Here is a 22,044-nt window from a genome sequence, read left to right as displayed (position 1 = left end):
CGGTGCTGATGGGCAACTGCGAGAGCGTCGACAATGCACAAGGCTTGGGTTCGGCGCCTGGGCCTTGTACTTTACGGCTCAGTCTCCGCCTCCACCGCCATCACCACCGCCGCCGAAATCGCTGTTGCCGAAGTCGGTGTTGGAGTCCTGCCCGCTCAGGCCGCCTCTTCTCCTTTTACCCGCGTGTGACTTGGACCTTGAGCGTTGCCACGAATAGATGAAAAGCACCACGAATGCGATAGCGATCAGCGGCAGAATGTCCATGCGTTTCCCTCCATTGCCGGGCTCCGATGCTAAAAGCTCAGAGGGCACAGAGTAAGCTGTAACGGGCGCATGGAAACGAAAAAGCCCGCACAGTGGCGGGCTTCTAAAATGGCGCATCCGGCGGGATTCGAACCCACGACCCCTGCCTTCGGAGGGTAATGCGGTACAGGAATCTTGGTTGGTGGCAAGCGTTCAAAAATGCCTCTAAGTGCCGTCCCGCAAAGCTTTGGCCTTATCTAACTGCCTGCAGTTTATAGCTCTTAGCGATATCTAAGGGTGGTTATCTAGGGCACAAAAAAAGAAATGGGGCCCAGCGCTTTTTGACACCTAGCCAGCCCCCAATGTCATCAACTTAAGCCCCCAGCCCTGACCGGGGCAAGAAAACCCGGGGCTTGGACGCGCGGTTGCAGCAGTGCCTTCACCGGTTTTGCTCCCCAGTTCAGCGCATGTGCGACCCAGACGCCAGCTTAATGGATGCCGGTTCGCCTCGGCAGGTGGGATTTCTCGTTTTCCGGGCGAGCGCGTGCCGGCCGCTGTCTGGCCAGCTTTTTTGCGGTGCAGTTCGGGTGCTGCTTGTTCTTAGCGCGTCGGTTTGTAGCCCTCGCAGCCGCGACTGGCCAGGCGCTTACGCTGGCGCGGGAAGCTGCGGCCCGGGCGCACAGCGCTGAGGCTGTTGGCCATCAACTCCATCACGTTGGCCAGCCCCTGCACACCGGGGCGTACCAGCAGGTCGACCAGGGTGTTCTTGAGGCGTGACACCCCTTGGGTGAAGTTGACCTTCCAGCGCAGCTTGCGGCTTTTGTGGCGCTGCTCGATGACCGGTTGCAGCAGATGTTGCATCAGCAGCGCTAGGTTTTTCAGCAGTTGCCCGGCATGAAAGTCCTGCTTCACGGCCGTCACGCTACGGCCGCTAAAGTTGTCGAGGCAGAGGGTCTGCTTGAGGCGGCGGTAGTCCGTTTCGATGCCCCAGCGGCGGTGGTAAAGATCCGCGAACACCTCGGCCGGGAAGGCCTGTCGATCCAGCAGGGAGGTCAGCAGCACTTCGCTTTCACCGCTGGCTAGCTCGACCCGGATCAGGCGCAATTCGACCCGGCCCGCGGGATCGACGCCGGCCTCGGTACAGAACAGGCGCGCCTCGGGATGACTGGCAGAGAAGAACTGCGTGTCTTCTGTCTGCCCCGAGCGGAGAAACTGTTTGACCTGCTCGTTGTAGCCACACGGCAGGCGCATCAGGAAATGTCGCCGGTGCTGCTCGAGCAGCGCAAACAGCCAGTGTCCGGGGTAGCCGCGATCAAACAACGTCAGGCTGTCAGCGGGCAGATGCGCGAGGTGCAGATGGGCGCAATCGCGCTCGCCGACTGCGGATGGCACGATCAGGCTGTGTAGCGTCTGGCCGTCGGCGACGTCGTAGAGCATGGACAGACGGGCAACGGGAAACTCGCTATGGCAGCCGAAAAAGCGCGTCATGACCGACTCCAGCGGCAAATGGACGGTCGAGCCGTCCACGGCGAGTACCCGTAACCCGCGCCACGTCTGGCGCAGCCCGAGGCTGTCGAGCTGTTGCTGAAGGGTTTGGTTGAGGCTCTCGAAGACCTCGGGCTTGAGCTTGCCGCGCGCCTTGCCGAAGGCCTGCGCGGTGACCACCTGGGTCTCGGCCGAGGCCTGGTTGAGCACGCGATAGAACTGATCGAGCTCGGTTTGCAGGGCGGTGCGTGGCTGATTGAGCAAAAACAGGACGAGGTTCTTGAAGGTCAGTTGGCGTCGGCGGGTAAAGTCGTGAGGGCGCTGGCGGTGGGTATCGATGAAGTCGGGACAATCGAGCTGGCTGGTTATTTTTTGTACAATTTTCAAGCCAGGGTTTGCTGGGCGGTGTCAAACGGTGTGGAATGAGGGGCCAAAAGGGTTTCTCCTATGCGCTGAATTTAGCGCTAATTATATGATATTTATAGGAAAATTCCTTAAGTTGATGGCATTGGGGGCAGCACCGTACCGGAAAGGTCAGGTGTTGCACTCAGTTTTTGCCGCCGCCCTGAAATATGTCGCAGGTCGAGGGCATAGCGCCAATAAGTGATATTCGGCTATTCGCTCTGTTAATACCTTGTTTTAATTGTAGCGCATAGTAAGCTTATGCTTCGCTGCAGTGATTTTCGGTCTGCTTGGTGTCGAGACAAACACTGCCGTCTAGCTCCATCTCGAGTGTCGAGTGGCTGATTTTGAATTGCTCATGGAGTACACGTTTCAAATCAGTCTTCACTCGTTCGATCCCAGGCAGACTCGCCTTCTTGATGACAACATGTGCTTCCAGTGCAATTGTATGCTCAGCGATTTCCCAAACATGCACGTGGTGAACGCCCTCGACGTCGTTTACTTGTTCCATGACATTGATTATATCAGCGACGGAAACGCCTTCTGGCGCGCCCTCCATTAACAGATGGATGGTTTTAGGCAGCATGCTAAAGCCTTGCCAGAGCACGTAGCCAGCAATCATCAGTGTCAGTACAGTATCCGCCCAGTACCACCCATACAGAAGTATCAATGTCCCGGCGATAACAACGCCGACGGAGGCCAGCGCATCCGACACATTGTGCAAGAATGCCGCCTTTATATTCATGCTGTTCTTGGACATTGTGTAGGTGAGAAAGGCCGTGACGATATCTACAACCAAGGCTATTCCCGCGACCACGACCACTGTCCAACCTTCAATGGGCTGCGGGGAAAACAACCGGCCTATGGCCTCGTAAATAAGATAGAGACCGACGATGATCAGGGTGACCAAGTTGATCAAAGCCGCTATGGTTTCACTGCGTCGATAGCCAAAGGTTTTAAATGCATCTGGCGGTCTGCGACCGATCTTACGTGCGATCAGCGCAATAACCAGTGATGCAGCATCGCTCAAATTATGTAGCGCGTCAGCAATGAGTGATAAGCTACCAGAGAGTATTCCACCGACTATTTGTGCCAGTGTTAATGCGGCGTTAACGCCTATAGCAGCAATTAGACGCTTATCGCCTATAGCTTCGGTGTTATGGTTATGTTCGTGGCCCATTGGTTTTTAACCACCCTTAAAAATCTAAAAAAAGACTAACCCGGATTTCTCATGACCGCATAAACAAAAACGGCTGAAAGCCTTATGATTCTTGTCGCCAAAAAAAGCCCCATAAGTCTTCAGCCGCGCACAAAATGCTACCAGAAAAACTCCACTTTTCACCCCAATGTCATCAACTTAAGCCCCCAGCCCTGGCCGGGGCAAGAAATCCCGGGGCTTGGACGCGCGGTGCAGCAGTGCCTTCACTGGTTTTGCTCCCCAGTTCAGCGCATGTGCGACCCAGACGCCAGCTTAATGGATGCCGGTTCGCCTCGGCGGGCGGGATTTCTCGTTTTCCGGGCGAGCGCGTGCCGGCCGCTGTCTGGCCAGCTTTTTTGCGGTGCAGTTCGGGTGCTGCTTGTTCTTAGCGCGTCGGTTTGTAGCCCTCGCAGCCGCGACTGGCCAGGCGCTTACGCTGGCGCGGGAAGCTGCGGCCCGGGCGCACAGCGCTGAGGCTGTTGGCCATCAACTCCATCACGTTGGCCAGCCCCTGCACACCGGGGCGTACCAGCAGGTCGACCAGGGTGTTCTTGAGGCGTGACACCCCTTGGGTGAAGTTGACCTTCCAGCGCAGCTTGCGGCTTTTGTGGCGCTGCTCGATGACCGGTTGCAGCAGATGTTGCATCAGCAGCGCTAGGTTTTTCAGCAGTTGCCCGGCATGAAAGTCCTGCTTCACGGCCGTCACGCTACGGCCGCTAAAGTTGTCGAGGCAGAGGGTCTGCTTGAGGCGGCGGTAGTCCGTTTCGATGCCCCAGCGGCGGTGGTAAAGATCCGCGAACACCTCGGCCGGGAACGCCTGGCCACTTCACGATCGCTCATTTCCCCTGCGTATGATTTCCAGTCACTCATTGTGCTCGCTTCTAATCCGAGGCTGGCCTCGCTCGATTTGCATACGGCCTTGTATTAAGAGTGCCCCTTGAAATACCCCCCCTGATTACCAGATCGTATTGGCATAGCTTTCGGTTCCAGGTCCTGCCAAGGAAACAGCGCTAATGAAATTGCTTGCGGGAAGGCGGAGGAAATTCCGCGCATGCGCGGAATTTCGCAAGGGTGAGCAGGATTGGATTGGGGGTAGAGAGGGCTCAGGAGATAGGCCACCAAGCCGTCCGTTTCAGTTGGTGTGTGGTCAGCCGAAGGGCATTGATGCTCAGGGATGGTGTGCAACGAGTTGCTCTACCTCGTCGATGATTTCTGCTTCCGTGTAGCCCAAGGGTTTAGCCAGCTTGAGCAAGGTGGTGATGGTTGGCTGGTTGATGCCCCGTTTGGTCAAGAAACCCGTCCTGGCTGAATTCGTCGCTCAGGCTTCCATCGCGCCAGGGTGGTTTCCCGGTCAGAACATGAGAATTTTCCGCGCATGCGCGGAATCAGTAGAAACGGCTATTGGCATAGAGTGGGTATTTCACGCCATCCGGCCGAACCCAAACTCACGTGTCCATCAATTCACCCCTCAAACAGGGTACTAACGCCTCGCATTGTCTAGTAGTTCCCACACTAGCGAGAGGCGTCATGCTGACGATCAAATTAGGCGACATCCACGGAATTCATCCCGATTTTTCTCGTGTCGAGTGCGAGCTGGATCTGGCCCCGATAGGCCTTCCTGATCCAGCTCTGATACCCAAGGCGTTGGCCACTCGGATCAATGAGGTTTACCCATTGGTGATCTGTGGCCCAGATGCACTGTGTATCGGCCAAACGACGCTATATCGATGGCTCAAGGCGCACACGGATCCCGAAACACCAGTGCGCTGTATTGAGTGGCCGAAGGGGCGAATCAAGCAGTTTGCCTACCAACTCGTGCTGATTGAGCGCTTGGTTGCACCTGCCCTGGCTCAGATTACGCGGCAACAGGTACGAGATTTATACGCCAACATCGGATCTGCAAAGGAGCAGTGGCCTCACGAATATCGAAGTCACGCCCACCTAGCTCGGCTGGTCGGGGTAAAACCGCTCAGGGGCTGTGAGGGTGAGAAATGAGCAAGCGCGAAATCCTGTTGAGGCTCGCCTCTGAACAGGGACAGTCTCCCTGGATCGTCAGTGAAATTCTCAATTTGCTAGGTTCTCACCCCGAACTAATTGACCTGCCACGTGCGATTGATCAGCTCGTACGAGTGCTCCGCACATGCAGTGTTGGTGTGCCGATTGGTCTAGAAAACTCTGATGACATCGTTTTACATGAGGCCTGCGAGTGGCTTATCTCCTTATCCCGCCAACCCAACATCCGAGTGCTTTTGGGCGAGCAGTTTTGGCTGGGGAACAACAGGTCGGCAAGGAATCCTGTCCACCAGCGCGGTGTAAAAATTTTTGGATTTCCCTATGCCTCTTTTCTGCACATATTCAGAGACTACGAAAATGCTCAGGACTACGAGCGACTGCTCGCGCAGTTGCTCATTGCATCTCATAAAACAGGCACCGATCGCCTGATCAGTCAGCGCTACGAGGTTTACAAAGCGCTCGGCAACTTATGCGAACAGCGAAACTTCTTCATCCCACCTGAGTTAAAGGTCTGGGACACCTCCGAGAAGTTTGTGGTGAGCTGTAGAGGATTTTTGCCTGGAAAGTCGGGATCAGAGAATGCCGAGAGTTTTGCTGCAATCGCCCGATTTGTCCGTTACTGCAACGGCGAGTCGCCACGTGTGGGTGGCGGCGGAGGCGGACATAGAGGCCAGCGTAAGGAGCAGAGTCGACCAGAACTGATCAACTTAATAACAGAGGATCCCCGCGGATTTGTGCTGGGTGATCCCGATGATCCTGACCAGCTACCTGGTCACTACGACATCCTAGTGGGGCATACAGACACCGTTGATAGTGATCTGGCACCCGGTGAGATCAGCCCATCAACTGAGATTTGGGTGCTCGATGATGATGGTTGCGAGCGTCCGTATGTTGCTGATCTCCTAGGCCAACAAAATGTTGAGGCGCATATAGTACGAAGCAGACAGTTCCTGCCATTTTCGTACAACCAGCTCACCTTGGTGGAGTTGCGGAATTTGTTGTTTGGCGCCAGCGACCTATTCCACTCGTGTCTGCAAGAACTGTCCTGCACAAAAGACCCAGCTCGGATCCAGCTACGAATGGAGGCGATTGTTGCTCTGCATATCAGCCTGTGGCTGGGGCAGTCGATGACGCAGGTCGTCCAGTTATCCGTCGTTGATGATGAAACAGATGACGCCGATGGTCTGGCATTGATCCTAGGGGATTCGGCGCTGTTCAGTATGGTCGTCAGGCGCCCAGACCTGGCTGGCGACGATCGTTGGCAGGCCTCTTCTGGTGTCCGACTATCGTTGCTGCGAATTCTATTGCCCGATCTCGCTGGTAGTGCCCAGTTGGTAAAGCAGCTGCTCAAGGCATTTCCTCACTCTGCCAACCAGGTATTCACCTATCAAACTGAGCAGCTGGACGCCGAGATCAAAGCACTCCTGCTGGAATTGGGTGAAGACGACCGACGCTATACGCGAACCAAACTGCGCAGTTATTTGTTTCACCAAATAGTCACTGACACTCAGGACGTAGCAGCGGCATCCATGCTGTCAGGCGTTGAAATCCCCTCGGCGCAAACCCCGCGCTATTATCTGCAGCTCGATGCCAACCACCTCCGCAACATTTATACGACCTCACTGGTGCGAGTGCTGACGCAGGTTTATGCATGTGCTGGTCTGGCGTATGAACCTGCCGGCCTCAATCCTGATCAAGAGGGCGGGCTGGGAGCAACTCACTGCCTGCTGCCCGAAACCATTGCGTACAATGTAAGTGCAATGGCCGCGGTTTTGCGGAAGAAAGCGAAGGGACGTCTCAGCGATATGCTCGCTTGGCACAACTGTTACACCCTATGGTCAGTGCAGATGTTTTCGCTGATTACAGCCTGTAGGGCGATCCGCAACCCTCTGATGCTCATCGACGAGTTTGATTCTGTGTTGGGTATGGGCGCGCTGTCAGACAAGGATGCCGATGATCGTCATATGAGTCGGCTGATTTGCATGCCTCCGATGTTGAGGCGGCAAATAACAAATTACCTCGAGCACTGCGCATCTATCAGTAGGCAATTGATCGGCTATCTGTCACGGGATGATGATCGCGATAGATGGTCACGAGGTTTTTTCCTGTGGATTAGTCCGACTGGAATACGTCGTGCTGAAATTGCCCCGGACACAATTGTTCAACAGATGGTGCAGGTAGCCGGTTATACCTGCCATCGAGTCAATAGTTACCGGAAGTTCCTACGTACGGAGCTCACTGAGCGGGGCTGCCCTCCCGAGGCTCTGACTGCGCTCATGGGGCACTGGCTAAGGGGCGAAGAGCCGCAAGACGCCTATTCGTCGTTCTGCCCTGCGGCATATGCCAATGTTCTCGATGAATGGATTACCCCGCTACTGCGGGAACTTGGCTGGTCAGCCCTGAGCAGCCAGTGGGTGACCGAATGAACCTGCCCCGCCTAAACGATCAGCAGAGCAGTGTCATATGGTCGGCTCGGCTTCATGAGCCGGAATGGATGCCTGAGATGCGGGCACTTCTGAAATCGAAGGCTGCGGAGTCAGGCACAGCGTTCGGAAGATGGCTACTGAGTGAAAGTGGCATATCCGGGATTTCGAAGGCGCACGTACGTGAATTTGAGGCGTGGCTCGGCACGAATCACACGCTGCGTAACGTATTGCGTAGCATCACCCAACGAATCAGAGATCAGATTCCAGGGTTCCCGTTAGCGCGAATTGCTATTGCCATCAAGCGGGCAGCGAACCCGATCAATCCGGACGTCTACACAGCCGAGAGAATTCAACGCAGCGGCCAACTGGTTCAAGCTCTGCAACAGGGCCTGAAAATGGATCTCGACGCGCTGAGTAGAGAAGAGCGTATCGGTCTACTACTGCTGAGCGCAGCCTACAGCGGCGGATTGCTCGATGTGGCTCAGCTGAATGCGATGCTCGGCTCATCGTTGGAAAGCATTGAGTGGGTGGCGGGAATTCCCGAGATACGTCTGCGCCTATCAATCCGTGGCAAGACCGGCGCGGAATTTCGGCAGTGGTTCCCTGACCCCGCCACGCTGGCCCTGTTAATTCGCTGCGCGGATGATGTTCAAAAAAGCAGTTACAAGATGCATCGTAGGAATTGGCACATGCGCTGTGTGGATGCATTTCTGAGGAAGGTCGATATACCTGAACAGGATCAGCCACAAAATCTTAGTGAGCTGTTTGATCTGTTTAGGATGCAAATGCAACTGCGGCTTCCGCAGGTGCTGGTGAATTTTGCTTGCCGACAAGAGTTTGTCTCTCAATCCCTGCGCCCCTCATCGTGGGGCAATATCTGCGGCCAAGAGGATCTCGAGGATCCGGCGGGGACTTATGACGATGAATCTGTTTCGGATGGACCTGAGGATAGCCCTGACCCACCCGCATGGTTGCTGGAACTGCGCGATCGTGTCCGGGATAACCTGCCCATCGAGATGCCGTTGCAGGCAGAGGGTTCCGGAGAGCTTCCCGGCCTAATCCAGAGTTGGATTGCCTACATGCTGGGCGGCGCCTCTGCATACGGCCACAGTGCCGGGCGCCGCACCATAGATCGATATACCCGAGTACTAGGCGCAGCACTTACGTCGCAGCTAGATGGCACAAGTATTTTCGAGCTCGAAATTGGCGCGCTGGAAATCGTGTATGAATCCTCACTTGATGCTCAGGCCACAGATGGCAAACGGCGCACCCTGGCCAAGGCAATTCATGAGTTTCACACGTTCCTGCAGCGCCGCTACAGCTAAAGCAGCTCGATGATCGTGAACATGAAATCAAGCAGAGCAAGATGGAGCTTGATCGTGCGCGCAGTCGTATGGATCGCGAGTGGGCTGATATCAAAGCTACGCAAGCCAACCTTGAACAACGTGTTGCAGCTGAAATGGAAGCTGAGCGCGCAAGCCACGAGCGTGCAATAGCAAAACTTGAAAGCCAGCGCGAGTCGGCCTGGAATAAGGCCGATGAACTCAAAGAGAAACTCGCTGACCTGCAGGAACTGGCGCAGGCACTCGGAGATCAATCCGCTGCGGATATCTTGGGACAACTCGATGAGTTAAAGCGTGAGAACGCAATGCTGAAACGCAGTTTGGAGCAGTCGGATACTTCCGAGCTTCAGCGTGAAATCGACTATCTGCGCAGCAGCAAGGCGGATCTCGAGCGTGATCTTGCTGTGATAAGACCCGAGTTGGATGAGTCGCGGCGCGAGTTGAGTAGCAAGCGTGTTGCTTCAACTGAGCTTGAGGCTGTGGCTCGGGAAAAGCGTGTGCTTGAGCAGCATAAAAACACGCTGACTGTGCACATTGATGATCTGGAAAGCCGCATAGAGCAGTTAACCAGTGCCCAGAAGACTCAGACGCCTTTCCCAGCCATGTCGCTGATGGATTCTGGAAAGGAATATCGAGCAAGCATGGAGCACGAGTCCGTGCCTGGACTCAAACAGTTTGCTGAAGAGCTCCAGCATCGTATTGCTACGGCGGAAGAGCAGGTTGAGCTGTTTTATCCCCTTGAAGATATTCGCCTGCTGCTAGGCGGATTGGCTATGAGTCAGCTGCATGTCTTCCAGGGCATCAGTGGTACGGGTAAGACCAGTCTGGCGAAGGCTTTTGCCAAGGCCATGGGTGGCTTCTGTACCGATATTGCCGTCCAGGCGGGCTGGCGTGATCGGGATGATTTGCTCGGCCACTACAACGCCTTTGAGCGACGTTTCTACGAGAAGGATTGTCTGCAAGCCCTTTATAAGGCGCAAACACCGCGCTGGAGAGATACCTGTAATGTGATTCTTCTCGACGAGATGAACCTTTCTCGCCCCGAGCAGTACTTTGCAGAGTTTCTCTCGGCTCTTGAGAAAAACAATCGGGATGAGCGTCTGATCAGCCTTGCAGAGACGGCCATGCCCAATGCGCCTGTCATGCTGCGTGATGGGCGCAAGATTCTTGTGCCTAGCAACGTCTGGTTTATCGGTACCGCCAACCATGACGAAACAACCAATGAGTTGGCTGATAAAACCTATGACCGCGCGCATGTGATGACCCTGCCGAAGCAGGACCACCGCTTCAGTATCAAACAATACGACCCCGCAAGTTTCTCGTATGCCTCTCTGAACAAAGCCTTCGACGAGGCATGCAATAAACATCGGCAGGAAGTCGCTGAGTTGTTGGGGTGGCTCAGTAATGACGGCCTGACCACGCGATTGGAAAAGGATTTTGGCTTAGGTTGGGGTAATCGTTTCGAGAAGCAAGCGATGCGCTTTATTCCTGTGATTAAAGCTGCGGGAGGATCTGAGGCAGAAGCTCTTGATCACCTATTGTCCACGCGTGTGATGCGTAAGGGTAAGGTTACCGGCCGATACGACGTGAGCCTTGATGCACTAAAAAACCTCCAGGAAGGGCTGCTTACTTTCTGGGATGAAGCAGGTCTTGAAGGTGTACCGCAAAGCTGTGTTGAACTGCTAGAAAATGACATTCGTCGACTGGAAGGCGTTAGCTGATGTGGCTGGACAGGCTGACAGGTCAGGAGCTGAGTGAGCTTCCGGAAAAGGTGGTACCTGGTCGGTATTGGGCAGATACCACCGGGTTGACCCTGAATGGTCATACGCCCAATTTCTCGGGCATTTTGGTGGGCGATGACGGACAGCGCTGCCAGCTCAATGATCAGGTTCGCTCGTTCATCCTGCCCAACCAAGTCGATGCTGCGAGCAACGACCTTCTGTTCAAAGCCATAGCCACCATAGATGCCGATCTCCAGCAGGCTGGCGCATTGATATCCCCGCTTATGCCGGCTGCGATTGTCGATGATCAAGGGCATCTCCAACCGTTTGAGGAGAGGCTGCTGGAGGTACTACGTGAAGGCCATCTTCATCGAATTTCTCAACGCCCGCGGCTGGACATGCACTATGAGGATGAGGTCACCGATATTGCTCGTGCACGTAGGTTGTCCAGAGGAGCGCTGGTCCATCTTGCGTCCCATTCGGAGTGCTGGCAGCGACAGACGCTGAGTGGTGTTATCCCACGAAAGGTGATGGCTCGATTCAGTAAGGATGATTACGGTATTTACGAAAACCGTCTCTATGCAAGGCTACTCGACGAAGCAGATAGGTATGTGCGGGCCCGCCTTTCAACACTTGGCAGTTTGAAGGCGACGCTTGAGCAAGCGATGGAGTTTTACAAGTCAGCAGATATTGATCACCGGCTTGCCCGTGCTGTGTGCGATATCTGGGGTATGACCTTTGACCAGAGTTCTACAGGGAAGGCTTTCAAGGTATTAAATGAAAACCTACACAAACTAGAAATTCTGCATAAAACCATTTGTGGGTTGCGGCAAAGCGGCCTCTACACACTCGTTGATCGCAATGCTCGGGTTGCGAGTGCGTTACACCGTACCAACATCCTCAGCCACGACCCACATTACAGGCATGTGGCCACTCTATGGGAGCTCCTTGGCAAGACCCACGCCGGTGCTACTGTAGACGCAGAGGAGCGCTTTAAGCGGAACCAAAATCTTGCTCAAGCTTACTCACGTTACGCAGGGCTTGTCCTGCGCAGAGCACTGCATCCCTACCTTGGTGGCAGGGATCAAGGTATTTGGGCCGGTAAAACTCTGCAGCTCCGTCAGAAGAGATTGGAATGGGAGTTACTAATTCCACGCGCTTCTGGCGAAGAAGTACTGCTGACGGTTGTACCCTGGCTGACAACTGATCACGAACCAGAGGTGGAGGTACCTTCCAATCGGTATATCGCCTGGCCTGCTATAGGTCACGATCTTCAGGGAGATGCCTTTCTGGGGCAGTGGGTGCCACTTTCACCTTCAGATATGTACTGCGAAGAACGATTTGGCTTGTTAGTAGACCAAACTCTGCAACGCATTTTGCTGGAGAGCTATGGTCGGCTGCTAGAGAAAATTCCGACAGTAGCAATCAGCCTGACCAAGGGTGCGTCGGCATTGCAAGTCGACCTACAAACCAAAACGATGCAAGTTCGAGACATGCTAGGGGATGGCCTCCTTTCGGATCTTCATGCGGCATTGAAGTCCGCCAATGCAGTTCGGCTTGGTTCTGAGTTGCTCGAGCGCAACCAGGAACTTGCTTATTTGCAGTGCTGCCCCGTATGCAAAAAACAGGGGCGTTTGATTTTCCAGAGTCCGGCTGGATTCAGGGCAGAATGTGACTCGTGTGGGACGGTTCGCTACCTGCGTGGCCCCAAGGGGCGGCGCCAATATGAGCAGCTTTTGGGAGGAAAGTACGATTTCCGGACGCAGGGTCGTAGAGGCTGGGCGTTGCCGATTAAAGGCTGATTGAACTCACGGTGCGGGAATTGAACCAGTCATGGATGGAGTTGAAGCAATATTTTCGGAGCGCTGTCACTTCATTTTTTCTGCAACTGGAGCGTGCGCGCTCCTTCATGTGTTGTGATGGCTCTTTGCCGCATTTAGTCTTCCGTCATCGCTACACGGGAGATTTCTATGGAGAAAAACCAGCCAGATGGCTCGCCCAAAGCGTTGGGCCATCATTTCAGCGACAACCTTCGCGCTGTCCTAGCTGTTGCTGGCAAGCAGCGTGAAAACGGCACTGCTGGGCCAATGACCGCAACCCAGATACAACGTGAAACAGGTGTCGCTCGTAGCACTCTCCGCGCGTTGAAGTCCCCGTGTGGTGAGGCGGCAGCTAATCCAGACCTCGAAACTCTTGGGCGGATCGCTTATGTCCTGGGTGTCCCCCCTGCCTTCCTACTCATGCGGCCGCAGGATTGGGCTGAGCTGGCTCATGCCATAGGCAGCATTCGCGACTACTTGGAGGCGGCGGCGAAGCTAGAGCGTGATGGTCAGCTGGACTTTGGAAGCCCTGTGGAAAAGGTACTCCGCGAGTGCAAGGTGCACCCCGATACCAGGCCTATGGGTGTTGGGTCGACCCAAGAAGTGAAGCGCGTTGCTGCGAGAGATGAATGGCGGCGGCGTGCCTGTCTCAAGCTAAATGCTTTGATGCTCCGCACCGTCAGTGCAGCCCTACCTCGCGTCGCATTGGCTTCCGTCGCTGGTGCGCTGGTGAGTCGAGGAACGCCATATGACCCTAGCATCAGCGACTAGCCCATCCAAACATTCAAGAGGAATTGGAGTATGTCGGTCATTCAAGACGCTGACTTAGCAGACGTGCTCTTTAGTGCAAGCTCAGACGATATCAAGCTGCTGATCGACGTCATTACTGACAACGGTAAGGGGCGGATCTCGCTGTCCTCAGCGATTTGCCGCCAACTGACCGGGGCGAAGGATGGTGAAGTCGGCGACTACGAGCGCGCATTGGTCGCCGAAGAGCTCACACGGTTTGGCGGAAACTCGTTGATGAACCTGTTCCGGGGCGGCAGCGGCGTGTCTTATGTAGAACTGCTGAGCGATGTTGCCTCTCACGTGGGTGTCTCAACGGTCGGCCCGGGGGATTGCGCGCAGATGGAAATGGCCATCATCGCCAAGGTGGTCGAGCAGTCGCTTGGTCACATGAGCGAGGAAGACAAAGAAACCTTCTTTGAGTCGATGGGGACCAGCTACCGTCCGGGAATGGGTGCGGCTGCCCTGGCAGCGCTGATCACCAGCCTGAGTGCCAGCTCGACTGCCTACCGGCTTGCCGCAGTAGTTGCCAGCGCAACGATGAGCAGCCTGGTCGGCCGGGGTGTTGCATTTGCCGGGGGCGCGGCCATGGGCAGGGGGTTGGCGGTTCTCTCAGGGCCCGTCGGCTGGGCAATTACAGGCATCTGGACGGCCTTCGAGTTGGCCAGCCCGGCCTACCGTGTGACGGTGCCATGCGTCATCCAGATTGGCCACATGCGCCAGAGAATGCTGCTTAAGGACGGGTGCCCTGAATGCCACGCGTCGATTCCTGCAGGTAGTAAATTTTGTAGCACTTGTGGCGCACGGCTGGTGAATCGCCTAGCGCATTCCATTCACGATTAGTGTCCACGCCCGAAGGAGTCTCTCATGAATCCTACTATCTCCCCGTTGGAGTTCTTGCTCACCAATGCCATCTGCTTCGCTGCGGGTGCAGTTGTGGTTGTCGCATTGCAGTTAGCAGGTAAAGCGGCCTATTCCGCTGGGAAAAGCAGCTCAAACACTGATGCGTGAATGTGCTCCAGGTGAGTTGAGTAAACGATTAGGGATTAGCTATGTACGGTAATGAGCATGCGAGCCGACTGGCCGCGCTGACCCATAGAGCAGGACTGATTAGTCAGGATGCCTACCGGTAGAAAAAGGGAGTCTCTGTAGTGACCGTCATCGATATCAGCAATACCCGCCAGCTTCTGGAGCGTGCCAGCAATGATGATCTGGAGCCTTTGGTGGAATACATCCTCAAGGCCAATACCGAGTCGCTGTCGAAGCAAGTGGACTTCAAGCGTAACCACCCGGAACACCGCCGCTATGCCAGTTCAATCCTTGATGAGCTGCGGCTGTTCGGCGGGAACAGCTTCGTCAACCTGTGGCGTAAGAGCGGGCCTTCCTACACAGAGGTGGTCCGGGATGTTGCCAGCAAGCTCAAGGTCAAGGGGGCTGGCTCGATGGAGCTCATTGAACTGGAGGAGGCGATGGTGCAGTCGATCCTCCGTCAGGCGTTGGAGAAGTCGTCGGGCGAGGATCGGCGCGAGCTGGAAGTGATTCTGCGCGAAGCGGGGCTAGACAAGACCAAGATGACGGCTCTGCTGAATGGTTCAGCACTGAGTGGGCTGGTAGTGCCGGCCGTAGCGCGCCTTATCCTCTATCGCACTTCGACGGTGATCGTGAACTCGATGGCTCAGCAGCTGCTTGGGCACGGGCTGCGCAGTGCGGTGGTTGCAGGGGGAACCTTCGCTGGCGGTCGGGCTGTCGCCGCGCTAGCCGGGCCGGTCGGCTGGGTGATAGCCGGTATTTGGACCGCCATGGATCTTGCCGGCCCAGCTTACAGGGTCACCATCCCTTGCGTGTTGCAAATCGCCATGCTGCGTCTCAAGACTCGTGCCGAGGCAGCGACTGATTTCATGAATGGAGCTTTCGATGGCTGAGCTAAATATAATCTTCGATGTGCCGGAGGCGATTGCCGAGGGGCTGAGAAACGGTGTTTATGAACGTATCGGTGGCGTTATCCGCAGAGTGGGTGACAAACAGATCGTGATGTGGCTGCAGGAAGGTGTGCTGCTGGAACGCGATACTGCCGAACAGTTGCTCAAACAGGGAGCCGAGCACACCCAATTGCTGCGTCAGCAGGCTGAGCAACTGCAAATGCTCGGTGTGCAACAGCAGATGATCATGGGGCTACAGGTGGCCAACCTGGCGGTCAGTGTCGCGGGCTTTGCGCTCACGCTGTACAAACTGCAGGGTATCGAGAACCAGCTGAGACACATGGATAGCAAGCTCGACGATATTCGGCAGGGTGTCGAGTGGCTAGATGTCAGGCAGATGATCAGCCGGCTGGCTCCTTTACATGCCTCCTTGCAGCAGGTAAGTGAGGCTGGACTGTATCGTAATGCCGCGATGCAGCAGCAGCAGCTCGGTATTGCTAACAGCCAGCTCGCAGAGAGCCAAAGTTACTTTGGTGGACTATTGCAGCATGTGAGTGAGCGTTCGTTTGAGTATCTGCAGCCCGGCGAGTTCGCGGCCGCTTACCGGGGTTGGGTGATGTCTGCCCAGGGGCGGTTGCAGGTGCTGGCTCGCTTGGGGGAAATGGATCTGGCGGTGCATCTCGCCAATGAGTTCAAGGAACGTCATGCCAGGTTCGGTCAGCGGCTGCAGCAAAGCCTGAAAAATCCGGCGCTGCGGCTAATGGCGGGCCAGCAAGGCGAAACGAACCATGCTCGCTTGCTTAGCATCGCTGAGCAAGCCGTCGGTGCACACGAGATCATCCGCGGCAACGTTATGCAGCTGGAGTTTATGCGCGATGAACAATTGGATCTGCCAATTCTGAATAGTCCGGCCGGGTATCAAGGATTGGCGTTCTGCCGAGTGGGCTAATTGGCTCGCGATAGATACGGCGCAATTTACGGAATACTCGGAGTAGTCTGTGGTAAGAGCACCGGATACTGAACCGCCTCGTTCGTCCGCACTGGGTGCAGATCCAGTAATTGGAGGTCAATGTCCCGTCCTGGGGTTGGCCTGAATCCCCTTTTTGCATACGGAGCGCGGCCTTACGTGGCCAGCGTTACGCTTCCTTTAGGACAGCTCCTCGCGCTGCTGGCGCTGGGCTTACAGAGTCATCAGACATGGATCTCGAAGGTCATCTTCTTTACATCGACATCACCCAGATATGCGGAATCGGCTGTGCCTTCTGTATGTATGCCGACAAGCACAAGGTGGGTATCAGCATGGAGCTATCAACGCTGGCTCGGGAGAACCTTGCCAGGCTGATCAATGCTTCGGAGGTCAAGCGCATCTCCATCAGTGGTGAAGGCGAGCCACTCAACAACGCCAAAGTGTTCCATGAGATTCTCGGGTTATCCGAAGGCGGCAAGTGCTTCGAATTCATCACCAGCGGGTTCTATCCACATGACAAGATGGCGGATTTCTACGATACGACGAACCAAATTGTCATGGGCAATGGTGACACCTGCAACATCCGCCTCAGTGCCGACAGTCATCATATCGAGAAGCTCAAATGGCGGGCTCATGGTTTTAGTCTGGACTATTTGCGGCGTCGGCGACCGCCCGGGCTCAGTTTCTCGTTCCGCTCGATCGACACCGATCGCGACTTCACTCGCGCGTACTTAAGGTCCGAACTGCTCCACTGGGGCATTGAAGCAACCATTGAGCCACGCAGTGTGCTGGAAGACGTACTGGTCGCAGGCGGCGAGTGCTTCGGCATCGACTACAAGAACCTCGTACACCCTGCTCCGGGAACCGCCCCCGGCTATCTGGATATGTTGGGCTACATCGAGGCGATCGAGTCCAAGGTCAACAAGCCCTTCACCTTCGGCAGCCTGAACAAACCGCCGCAGGCCAACGGCTTGGATGTCACGGTGAAGCCTAGTGGTGACATATACCTTTATGGCATCGAGAATCAGTGCCTAGGCAACATTCACTTTGACCGTGTCGACTGGCAACGGCTGGTCGACCACGTGCGGGAAACACCCTTAACCCGAGCACTTTATACGCAACCCTTGACCGAGTTGCTGACGCGCCTTGATAACACCGAGCTGCTTCGTTCGATCATCGCCAAGGCGAACAACCCCTACTGGCTGGTGAAGGAGCTGGCAGGTCATGCCGGGTTGCTTGAACAGTGGGGCGCTGCATGATCGACTCACACAGCCACACCTTTTATTCAAAGCATGCGATCGGCACTGTCGACGAGTTAGTTCGCGCCTCGATCGCCGCCGGCGTGACCGTCCTAACCATCACCGACCACGCGCCGTTCCCCGTGGATATGGGCAATCGTCTGCTCGCGTCCGAACTTGATCGCTATTTCGCTGACATCGAGCGGGCGCGGGAGATTTTTCAGGGGCAGATCACCATCCTGTGTGGCCTGGAGCTCGACTACATGCCAGGCACCGACGCCTTCAATCGCGAGCTGCTTGCTCGGTACCCGATGGACTTCGTAATCGGCTCGATTCATTACGTGGAGGTTCCAGATGAAACGATGGTGAAGGTCTGGGAGCTGCCACGCCTTGCCGAGCAGGTGTTCCTAGATCGCTACTTCGCCAATCTCGAAGGTCTGCTAGACAGTGGACTGTTCGATGCCGTAGGGCACGCCGACACCTTGCTGCGCGGTGTGCCGGAAGACATCTTCCTGCGCCGTTTCGAACCTTTGCTGGAGCCGCTCGCCCGAAGCGGTATTGCATTCGAGCTCAATGCCTCAGGTCTTCGAAAGTCGAGCCTGGACCCGGCAACGGGGAGGGAGGTTCAGGGCCGTTGGTCTTATCCGTCTCGGGAATTGGTGGCGCAGCTCATCGCACACGAAGTGCCCTTCACGGTTGGGTCTGATGCCCATGACCCGAGTGACGCTGGTGCGGGCATTGCTGAACTGCTTGAGACCCTGAGGCCCATGGGGCTGAAGAGCATTAGTTACTACGAGAAGCGCCGTCGAATCGATGTCGCTCTCGACAGCCTGACGTTACCGGGCACACTGGCAACTTTGACAGCAGGACTTGAAGGGCCTTGAACATGATTTCCTCCGGAAATTCTCCGCTATGGTCCGAGGTACTTAATAGCCCGGCTGATGTCCAGTTGGCGATGTTTCGTCAGGCTTCCGCTCAGCCCTGTGCTGATGATGTGAAAACTGGTTTCCGCGCTTTCGCAGCCGACCTGTTTGCACGTGACCTGATCAGCATGACCGAGTATGTTTCGATTTTTGGCGGTACTGCCCTGCACTGCCTTACACCTGCCGAGTCGGGGTTGTTCCGCGACATGGCCTCGGGCAGCGATGCCACAGCGCTGGCTGGGATCTACAGCCGTGCAAAATACGGCGGTGTGCATGACATCCGGTATCTCGCAAGACAACTGATCGACTACCTCAGTGGCGAGCTGGATAGGCCAGACTCGCAATGGTCATACCTGTTCCAGAACGCCAAGGTCTGTGGTGACAACGTGGTGATGATGACCACTGGTTGGCGCAACGTGCCGTCCACGGCGAACGTGCTCTATGAGATCGTGGTAGAGGAGGTCAACGTCAAATTGGCGCATATGGCGTTGCCGACCATCATCAACGTCAAGCTGCCCAGGATTGCGCCGCCCTGCGAGGACTACGCCAGCCTCAGCACCGAGGAGCGGGAGCGCGTCAATCTGGTCCAGGACCATGTCATTCCGGCTGAAAATTTCTATCGTTGGAGCGGTGTGCATGTGATCTTCGGCGACGATGTGTTGGTTACCGGATCTACTGCCGACAAACTGCTATATGAATCCATGCGTAACGGTGCAAAGTCGTTCCGCGCAATCTATCCCGTGGCGATCGACCCTCGGGTGGCGCTGGGCGACGCCTCGGTTGAGGATCGGCTGAATAGTGTGGTGATCGAGCAACGGCTGGACGATACCGTTGCGGAGCTGTTGTCTGCGCGCGACTACCAACCAATCCTGCGCACCCTGCGCTTGTTGTTCGGGGAGGGAAACCGAGAGTCGCTCGCCACCTTCCTGCCGAAGGTGCCTGCGCTGACCTGGCTGCGCCTCTACAAGTCTGCCTTGGGTAACGAGTTTCTAGGTCAGCCGCAATGTGCTCCTTCCTTGGTGTTGCTGAGGGAGTACCTGACAAATGCCGGGTTGTTAAGTACCAATGGCAGGGCGACTCATCCGTGAACAGCTGCCTTCATGGTCCCGTTCGATATGTGAGCTATTGGGAAAATGCCCCTGGGCAGGTCATGCCAGCCTATGTCGCGCTGGCATTGGTCTCGATGCGTAGAGCCCTGGGTGAGCGCTTTCAATTGCTTACACCACGGACAGTCCCGGACTTGATCGACCCTCGAATCCTTGCTAAGCCATGGGCCTTTGAACCGTTGCCATTTACTCTGGCGGAGGGGGTCGAGGCCATAGTTGCCAAGAGCGACTTCATCCGCATGGCCTTCGTCCATCGATATGGAGGCGCGTGGGTGGATGCGGACACACTGTTCTTGCGCGACCCAACCAACTCGCTGTTTCCGGCAGGCCTCAGTCATAAGCTGCATTGGCATAGTGAATGTATTTTCGCGTCCCAACCGGGAAACCCCCTGCTTGCCCGCGCATTGGCTACTGGACTGGAAGGAGGTGCCCATGAGTGGGGTAATCCTGGGCGTATCAAGGACATCGTGGCGCAATTTGCTGACGAGTTGGTGCCTATTGCCGGAGATGTCGTCGACCCCGGCTATCATCCACGGTACAACTTCGCAAGCTGTGAGGTGATGCGTCGCCGGGATGTCAGCGTTGTAAATTTTCTTGTGAGAGATGCAGCCATGCTCAAGCTCTACAACACCTATTTTCGGCGCACGGCCAAGCGTATGGAGTCTGTTGAAGAGTTTCTCTCTGGCGGTACCTTGCTGGCCAAATTGTTCCTGCACATAGAGGCTGATCGTGGCTATTGGCTAGGAGAGAGCGAGCGGCTGATGGGTGCCGTTAGTTGATCTGGGAGTGTCAGCGTTACAGCGCTTGCGCGCAGATGAATCTGACATTCACGGACCTCGCTCAGGTTTAACTGCTGGGCTATCACCTCATGAACAGTCGGTGTGCCGCGGTGAGGGGAGGCGTGGGCAACGTACAACCATGCGGGCACGCGCGTTGGTAATGGACCGAACTCGAGCTCAATGCGTACCAGGTCGAATACTTCTGTCGTCCGTCCGCTAGGAGTCCAGGCGAGCGGAGCAGTGCGATGGTCGGGCTGCGTCACTTCGAGAGGACATTCAAGCTCCAAGTTTATGGTCCCTGGGTGACAGTCTGCGACTTCGGGGAAGTCCTTGCTGATCAGTGGCAACTGGCGAGCGAGGGTTCCCTGCGCGACGCCCAGACCGGGCACTATCCGCGCTCTGAGCGAATGGAGTTGCTCAGTTTCGGGTGTAGTGGCCAACAACTCGTGAAGGTTGTACAACAGAGTCTCTATTGAGAACGCATTCATGTCCTTCTTGCCGGTGCGCCGAATCTGACCAGTGTGTTGCTGGCTATAGACGACCCGAGTCAAAGGAGAAGGTGGGGGCAGCCACGGGTTGGCTTGTTCAGCCATGGCTGGGTAGATTGCCACCAGCTTGGTTTCTAGGCCGACCGCCAAGTGAACGATTGCCGTGTCGACACTGACCACGACCTGTGCGCAGCGGATGTACCCGGCGGCATCCTTGGGGGATGCCAGCCCATGGACGACGCGCACGTTTCGTCTAGCCGCCGCGACTTCCATACACAGCGCATCCTCTCGGGTCGCGGGGCTGCATAGGATGCCGACAGACCAGGCTGGATAAGCGTCGGCGACGGCGTGTAGTAAACTCACGGATCGGTCGAAGGCCAAGCTTTTATCTGGGCGGCTGGCGTAGGGGTTGAATAGGATTCTCGGGGCGGAGGTGGCGTTCGGCATCGTGTCAGGAAGGGGAATGATGTACTTCCTATCGACCATGCATGCACCCAAGTCCAAAAGCACGCGTCGGTAGCGCTCGGCCATGTCGAGACCGGCAGTTGTTTCACCGAACTTGCGATTGACGCAGCGTAAACGGTCATCGAGAGAGTACACGCGGGCCGGGCGCAGCAATCGCAGAAACAGGATCTCCGCAGGCTGGATTCTCCCTACAAGATGCACCACGACATCGACCTTTCCAATCTGCTGCGCCAGGCGACGAAGTTCGAGTAATCCGGGGTTGGCGTTCGTGATCACGACCTGATCCACACCAAAGTCCAGCGCGTGCATCTGGGCAAGCTCTACGACCGTCAGAACGGTCACGCGGGCATTGAGTTTGCGAGCCTCTCGAAAGAAGAAGGATGAAACGATAGAGTCGCCCAGCTTGGCATCCCAGCGAGGGATAAGAATGTGCAGGTTTCCTTTCGTAGGCCTGGGCTGCAGCGACCTATCGACCAGTAAGCGAAACACCACACGCATGCATGCTTTAGATGCGTTTCGCAGGAATGACATTTTATGTAGGCTCAATTTTCCACGGGACGGTGTGGACACTAAAGCAGAGCCGAAAGCTTGCCTATCAAAACAGGCTTGGTTCGATCCGGCTGCGGCCGTATCATTTGAGGTGGCTTGCCTGGCCATATATGAACGTCGGTCGTTTGCTATCGTACTTCTCTCAGAGCTGCTGGAGCAGCGAACAAGGCAAC

General features: G+C 55.9%; 18 protein-coding genes and 1 pseudogene. 13 read left to right on the top strand and 6 right to left on the bottom strand.

The annotated features are described in order from the left end of the window. Window positions 1-78: 78 nt before the first annotated feature. From L1F06_RS01400 to L1F06_RS24900, 5 genes and pseudogenes are all read right to left on the bottom strand, one after another. Window positions 79-264, bottom strand: a complete 186-nt coding sequence (locus L1F06_RS01400) for a hypothetical protein (RefSeq protein ID WP_041772778.1) — start codon at window positions 262-264, stop codon at window positions 79-81. Window positions 265-843: 579 nt separating this feature from the next. Then, a complete protein-coding gene (locus L1F06_RS01395) occupies window positions 844-2,115 on the bottom strand; it encodes an IS4-like element ISPa45 family transposase (protein WP_252576722.1) in 1,272 nt (423 codons plus the stop codon). Window positions 2,116-2,389: 274 nt separating this feature from the next. Next, window positions 2,390-3,310 carry a cation diffusion facilitator family transporter gene (locus L1F06_RS01390; RefSeq protein WP_129484230.1) on the bottom strand — a complete coding sequence of 307 codons (921 nt, stop codon included), beginning with the start codon at window positions 3,308-3,310 and terminating at the stop codon, window positions 2,390-2,392. A 403-nt stretch (window positions 3,311-3,713) separates the two neighbouring features. Next, window positions 3,714-4,148: pseudogene (locus tag L1F06_RS01385) on the bottom strand (transposase); the annotation flags it as partial. 348 nt (window positions 4,149-4,496) lie between these two features. Next, the gene (locus L1F06_RS24900; RefSeq protein WP_047283398.1) at window positions 4,497-4,619 is read right to left on the bottom strand and encodes a hypothetical protein; all 123 of its coding nucleotides are present in this window, start codon (window positions 4,617-4,619) and stop codon (window positions 4,497-4,499) included. Window positions 4,620-4,855: 236 nt separating this feature from the next. On the opposite strand from L1F06_RS24900, the gene L1F06_RS01380 reads away from it, so the two are divergent. The 13 genes from L1F06_RS01380 (at window position 4,856) to L1F06_RS01320 (ending at window position 20,369) form a co-directional block, all read left to right on the top strand. Beyond that, window positions 4,856-5,323, top strand: a complete 468-nt coding sequence (locus tag L1F06_RS01380; protein ID WP_047283399.1) for a hypothetical protein — start codon at window positions 4,856-4,858, stop codon at window positions 5,321-5,323. Further along, window positions 5,320-7,767, top strand: a complete 2,448-nt coding sequence (locus tag L1F06_RS01375) for a hypothetical protein (protein WP_252576721.1) — start codon at window positions 5,320-5,322, stop codon at window positions 7,765-7,767. Before L1F06_RS01380 ends, L1F06_RS01375 begins: the two co-directional genes overlap by 4 nt. Then, the gene (locus tag L1F06_RS01370) at window positions 7,764-9,092 is read left to right on the top strand and encodes a hypothetical protein (protein WP_252576720.1); all 1,329 of its coding nucleotides are present in this window, start codon (window positions 7,764-7,766) and stop codon (window positions 9,090-9,092) included. Before L1F06_RS01375 ends, L1F06_RS01370 begins: the two co-directional genes overlap by 4 nt. A 41-nt stretch (window positions 9,093-9,133) precedes the next feature. Beyond that, window positions 9,134-10,831 (top strand): AAA family ATPase, encoded by a 1,698-nt coding sequence (locus L1F06_RS01365; protein ID WP_129483315.1) that lies wholly within the window; start codon window positions 9,134-9,136, stop codon window positions 10,829-10,831. Next, window positions 10,831-12,633: a hypothetical protein gene (locus tag L1F06_RS01360; RefSeq protein ID WP_129483314.1), complete on the top strand. Its 1,803-nt coding sequence runs from the start codon at window positions 10,831-10,833 to the stop codon at window positions 12,631-12,633. Before L1F06_RS01365 ends, L1F06_RS01360 begins: the two co-directional genes overlap by 1 nt. Window positions 12,634-13,452: 819 nt before the next feature. Continuing rightward, a complete protein-coding gene (locus L1F06_RS01355; protein WP_129483312.1) occupies window positions 13,453-14,280 on the top strand; it encodes a zinc-ribbon domain-containing protein in 828 nt (275 codons plus the stop codon). 24 nt (window positions 14,281-14,304) lie between these two features. Beyond that, window positions 14,305-14,448 (top strand): hypothetical protein, encoded by a 144-nt coding sequence (locus L1F06_RS01350; RefSeq protein WP_168355687.1) that lies wholly within the window; start codon window positions 14,305-14,307, stop codon window positions 14,446-14,448. Between the two features lie 140 nt (window positions 14,449-14,588). Then, window positions 14,589-15,359, top strand: a complete 771-nt coding sequence (locus L1F06_RS01345; protein ID WP_043106517.1) for a YaaW family protein — start codon at window positions 14,589-14,591, stop codon at window positions 15,357-15,359. After that, window positions 15,352-16,305, top strand: a complete 954-nt coding sequence (locus L1F06_RS01340; RefSeq protein WP_043106516.1) for a hypothetical protein — start codon at window positions 15,352-15,354, stop codon at window positions 16,303-16,305. Before L1F06_RS01345 ends, L1F06_RS01340 begins: the two co-directional genes overlap by 8 nt. Before the next feature lie 248 nt (window positions 16,306-16,553). Beyond that, window positions 16,554-17,582 carry a radical SAM family protein gene (locus L1F06_RS01335; protein WP_129483311.1) on the top strand — a complete coding sequence of 343 codons (1,029 nt, stop codon included), beginning with the start codon at window positions 16,554-16,556 and terminating at the stop codon, window positions 17,580-17,582. Continuing rightward, complete coding sequence (locus L1F06_RS01330) at window positions 17,579-18,445, top strand: histidinol-phosphatase (protein ID WP_129483310.1); 867 nt, start codon at window positions 17,579-17,581, stop codon at window positions 18,443-18,445. The genes L1F06_RS01335 and L1F06_RS01330 overlap by 4 nt, the downstream gene beginning before the upstream one ends. A gap of 2 nt (window positions 18,446-18,447) precedes the next feature. Next, window positions 18,448-19,572: a hypothetical protein gene (locus L1F06_RS01325; RefSeq protein WP_129483323.1), complete on the top strand. Its 1,125-nt coding sequence runs from the start codon at window positions 18,448-18,450 to the stop codon at window positions 19,570-19,572. Further along, window positions 19,569-20,369 (top strand): glycosyltransferase, encoded by an 801-nt coding sequence (locus L1F06_RS01320; RefSeq protein WP_043105837.1) that lies wholly within the window; start codon window positions 19,569-19,571, stop codon window positions 20,367-20,369. Before L1F06_RS01325 ends, L1F06_RS01320 begins: the two co-directional genes overlap by 4 nt. Here L1F06_RS01320 and L1F06_RS01315 read toward each other — a convergent pair. Next, window positions 20,324-21,853: a glycosyltransferase family 9 protein gene (locus tag L1F06_RS01315; protein WP_129483309.1), complete on the bottom strand. Its 1,530-nt coding sequence runs from the start codon at window positions 21,851-21,853 to the stop codon at window positions 20,324-20,326. The two genes, L1F06_RS01320 and L1F06_RS01315, sit on opposite strands and share 46 nt — an antisense overlap. Between the last annotated feature and the right edge of the window lie 191 nt (window positions 21,854-22,044).

Origin of the sequence: Pseudomonas hydrolytica (assembly GCF_021495345.1) — a bacterium.
Lineage (GTDB): Bacteria > Pseudomonadota > Gammaproteobacteria > Pseudomonadales > Pseudomonadaceae > Aquipseudomonas > Aquipseudomonas hydrolytica.
The sequence above is the reverse complement of the archived record's forward strand: the minus strand, read 5'-3'. Positions and strand labels throughout refer to the sequence as shown.

Bases quoted from the DNA above. Each gene is read 5' to 3' on its own strand.
- L1F06_RS01380 (WP_047283399.1), top strand. From the start codon at position 4,856: ATGCTGACGATCAAATTAGGCGACATCCACGGAATTCATCCCGATTTT.
- L1F06_RS01325 (WP_129483323.1), top strand. From the start codon at position 18,448: ATGATTTCCTCCGGAAATTCTCCGCTATGGTCCGAGGTACTTAATAGC.
- L1F06_RS01315 (WP_129483309.1), bottom strand. From the start codon at position 21,853: ATGTCATTCCTGCGAAACGCATCTAAAGCATGCATGCGTGTGGTGTTT.
- L1F06_RS01390 (WP_129484230.1), bottom strand. From the start codon at position 3,310: ATGGGCCACGAACATAACCATAACACCGAAGCTATAGGCGATAAGCGT.
- L1F06_RS01340 (WP_043106516.1), top strand. From the start codon at position 15,352: ATGGCTGAGCTAAATATAATCTTCGATGTGCCGGAGGCGATTGCCGAG.
- L1F06_RS01355 (WP_129483312.1), top strand. From the start codon at position 13,453: ATGTCGGTCATTCAAGACGCTGACTTAGCAGACGTGCTCTTTAGTGCA.
- L1F06_RS01360 (WP_129483314.1), top strand. From the start codon at position 10,831: ATGTGGCTGGACAGGCTGACAGGTCAGGAGCTGAGTGAGCTTCCGGAA.
- L1F06_RS01330 (WP_129483310.1), top strand. From the start codon at position 17,579: ATGATCGACTCACACAGCCACACCTTTTATTCAAAGCATGCGATCGGC.
- L1F06_RS01375 (WP_252576721.1), top strand. From the start codon at position 5,320: ATGAGCAAGCGCGAAATCCTGTTGAGGCTCGCCTCTGAACAGGGACAG.
- L1F06_RS01350 (WP_168355687.1), top strand. From the start codon at position 14,305: ATGAATCCTACTATCTCCCCGTTGGAGTTCTTGCTCACCAATGCCATC.
- L1F06_RS01335 (WP_129483311.1), top strand. From the start codon at position 16,554: ATGGATCTCGAAGGTCATCTTCTTTACATCGACATCACCCAGATATGC.
- L1F06_RS01370 (WP_252576720.1), top strand. From the start codon at position 7,764: ATGAACCTGCCCCGCCTAAACGATCAGCAGAGCAGTGTCATATGGTCG.
- L1F06_RS01365 (WP_129483315.1), top strand. From the start codon at position 9,134: ATGGAGCTTGATCGTGCGCGCAGTCGTATGGATCGCGAGTGGGCTGAT.
- L1F06_RS01400 (WP_041772778.1), bottom strand. From the start codon at position 264: ATGGACATTCTGCCGCTGATCGCTATCGCATTCGTGGTGCTTTTCATC.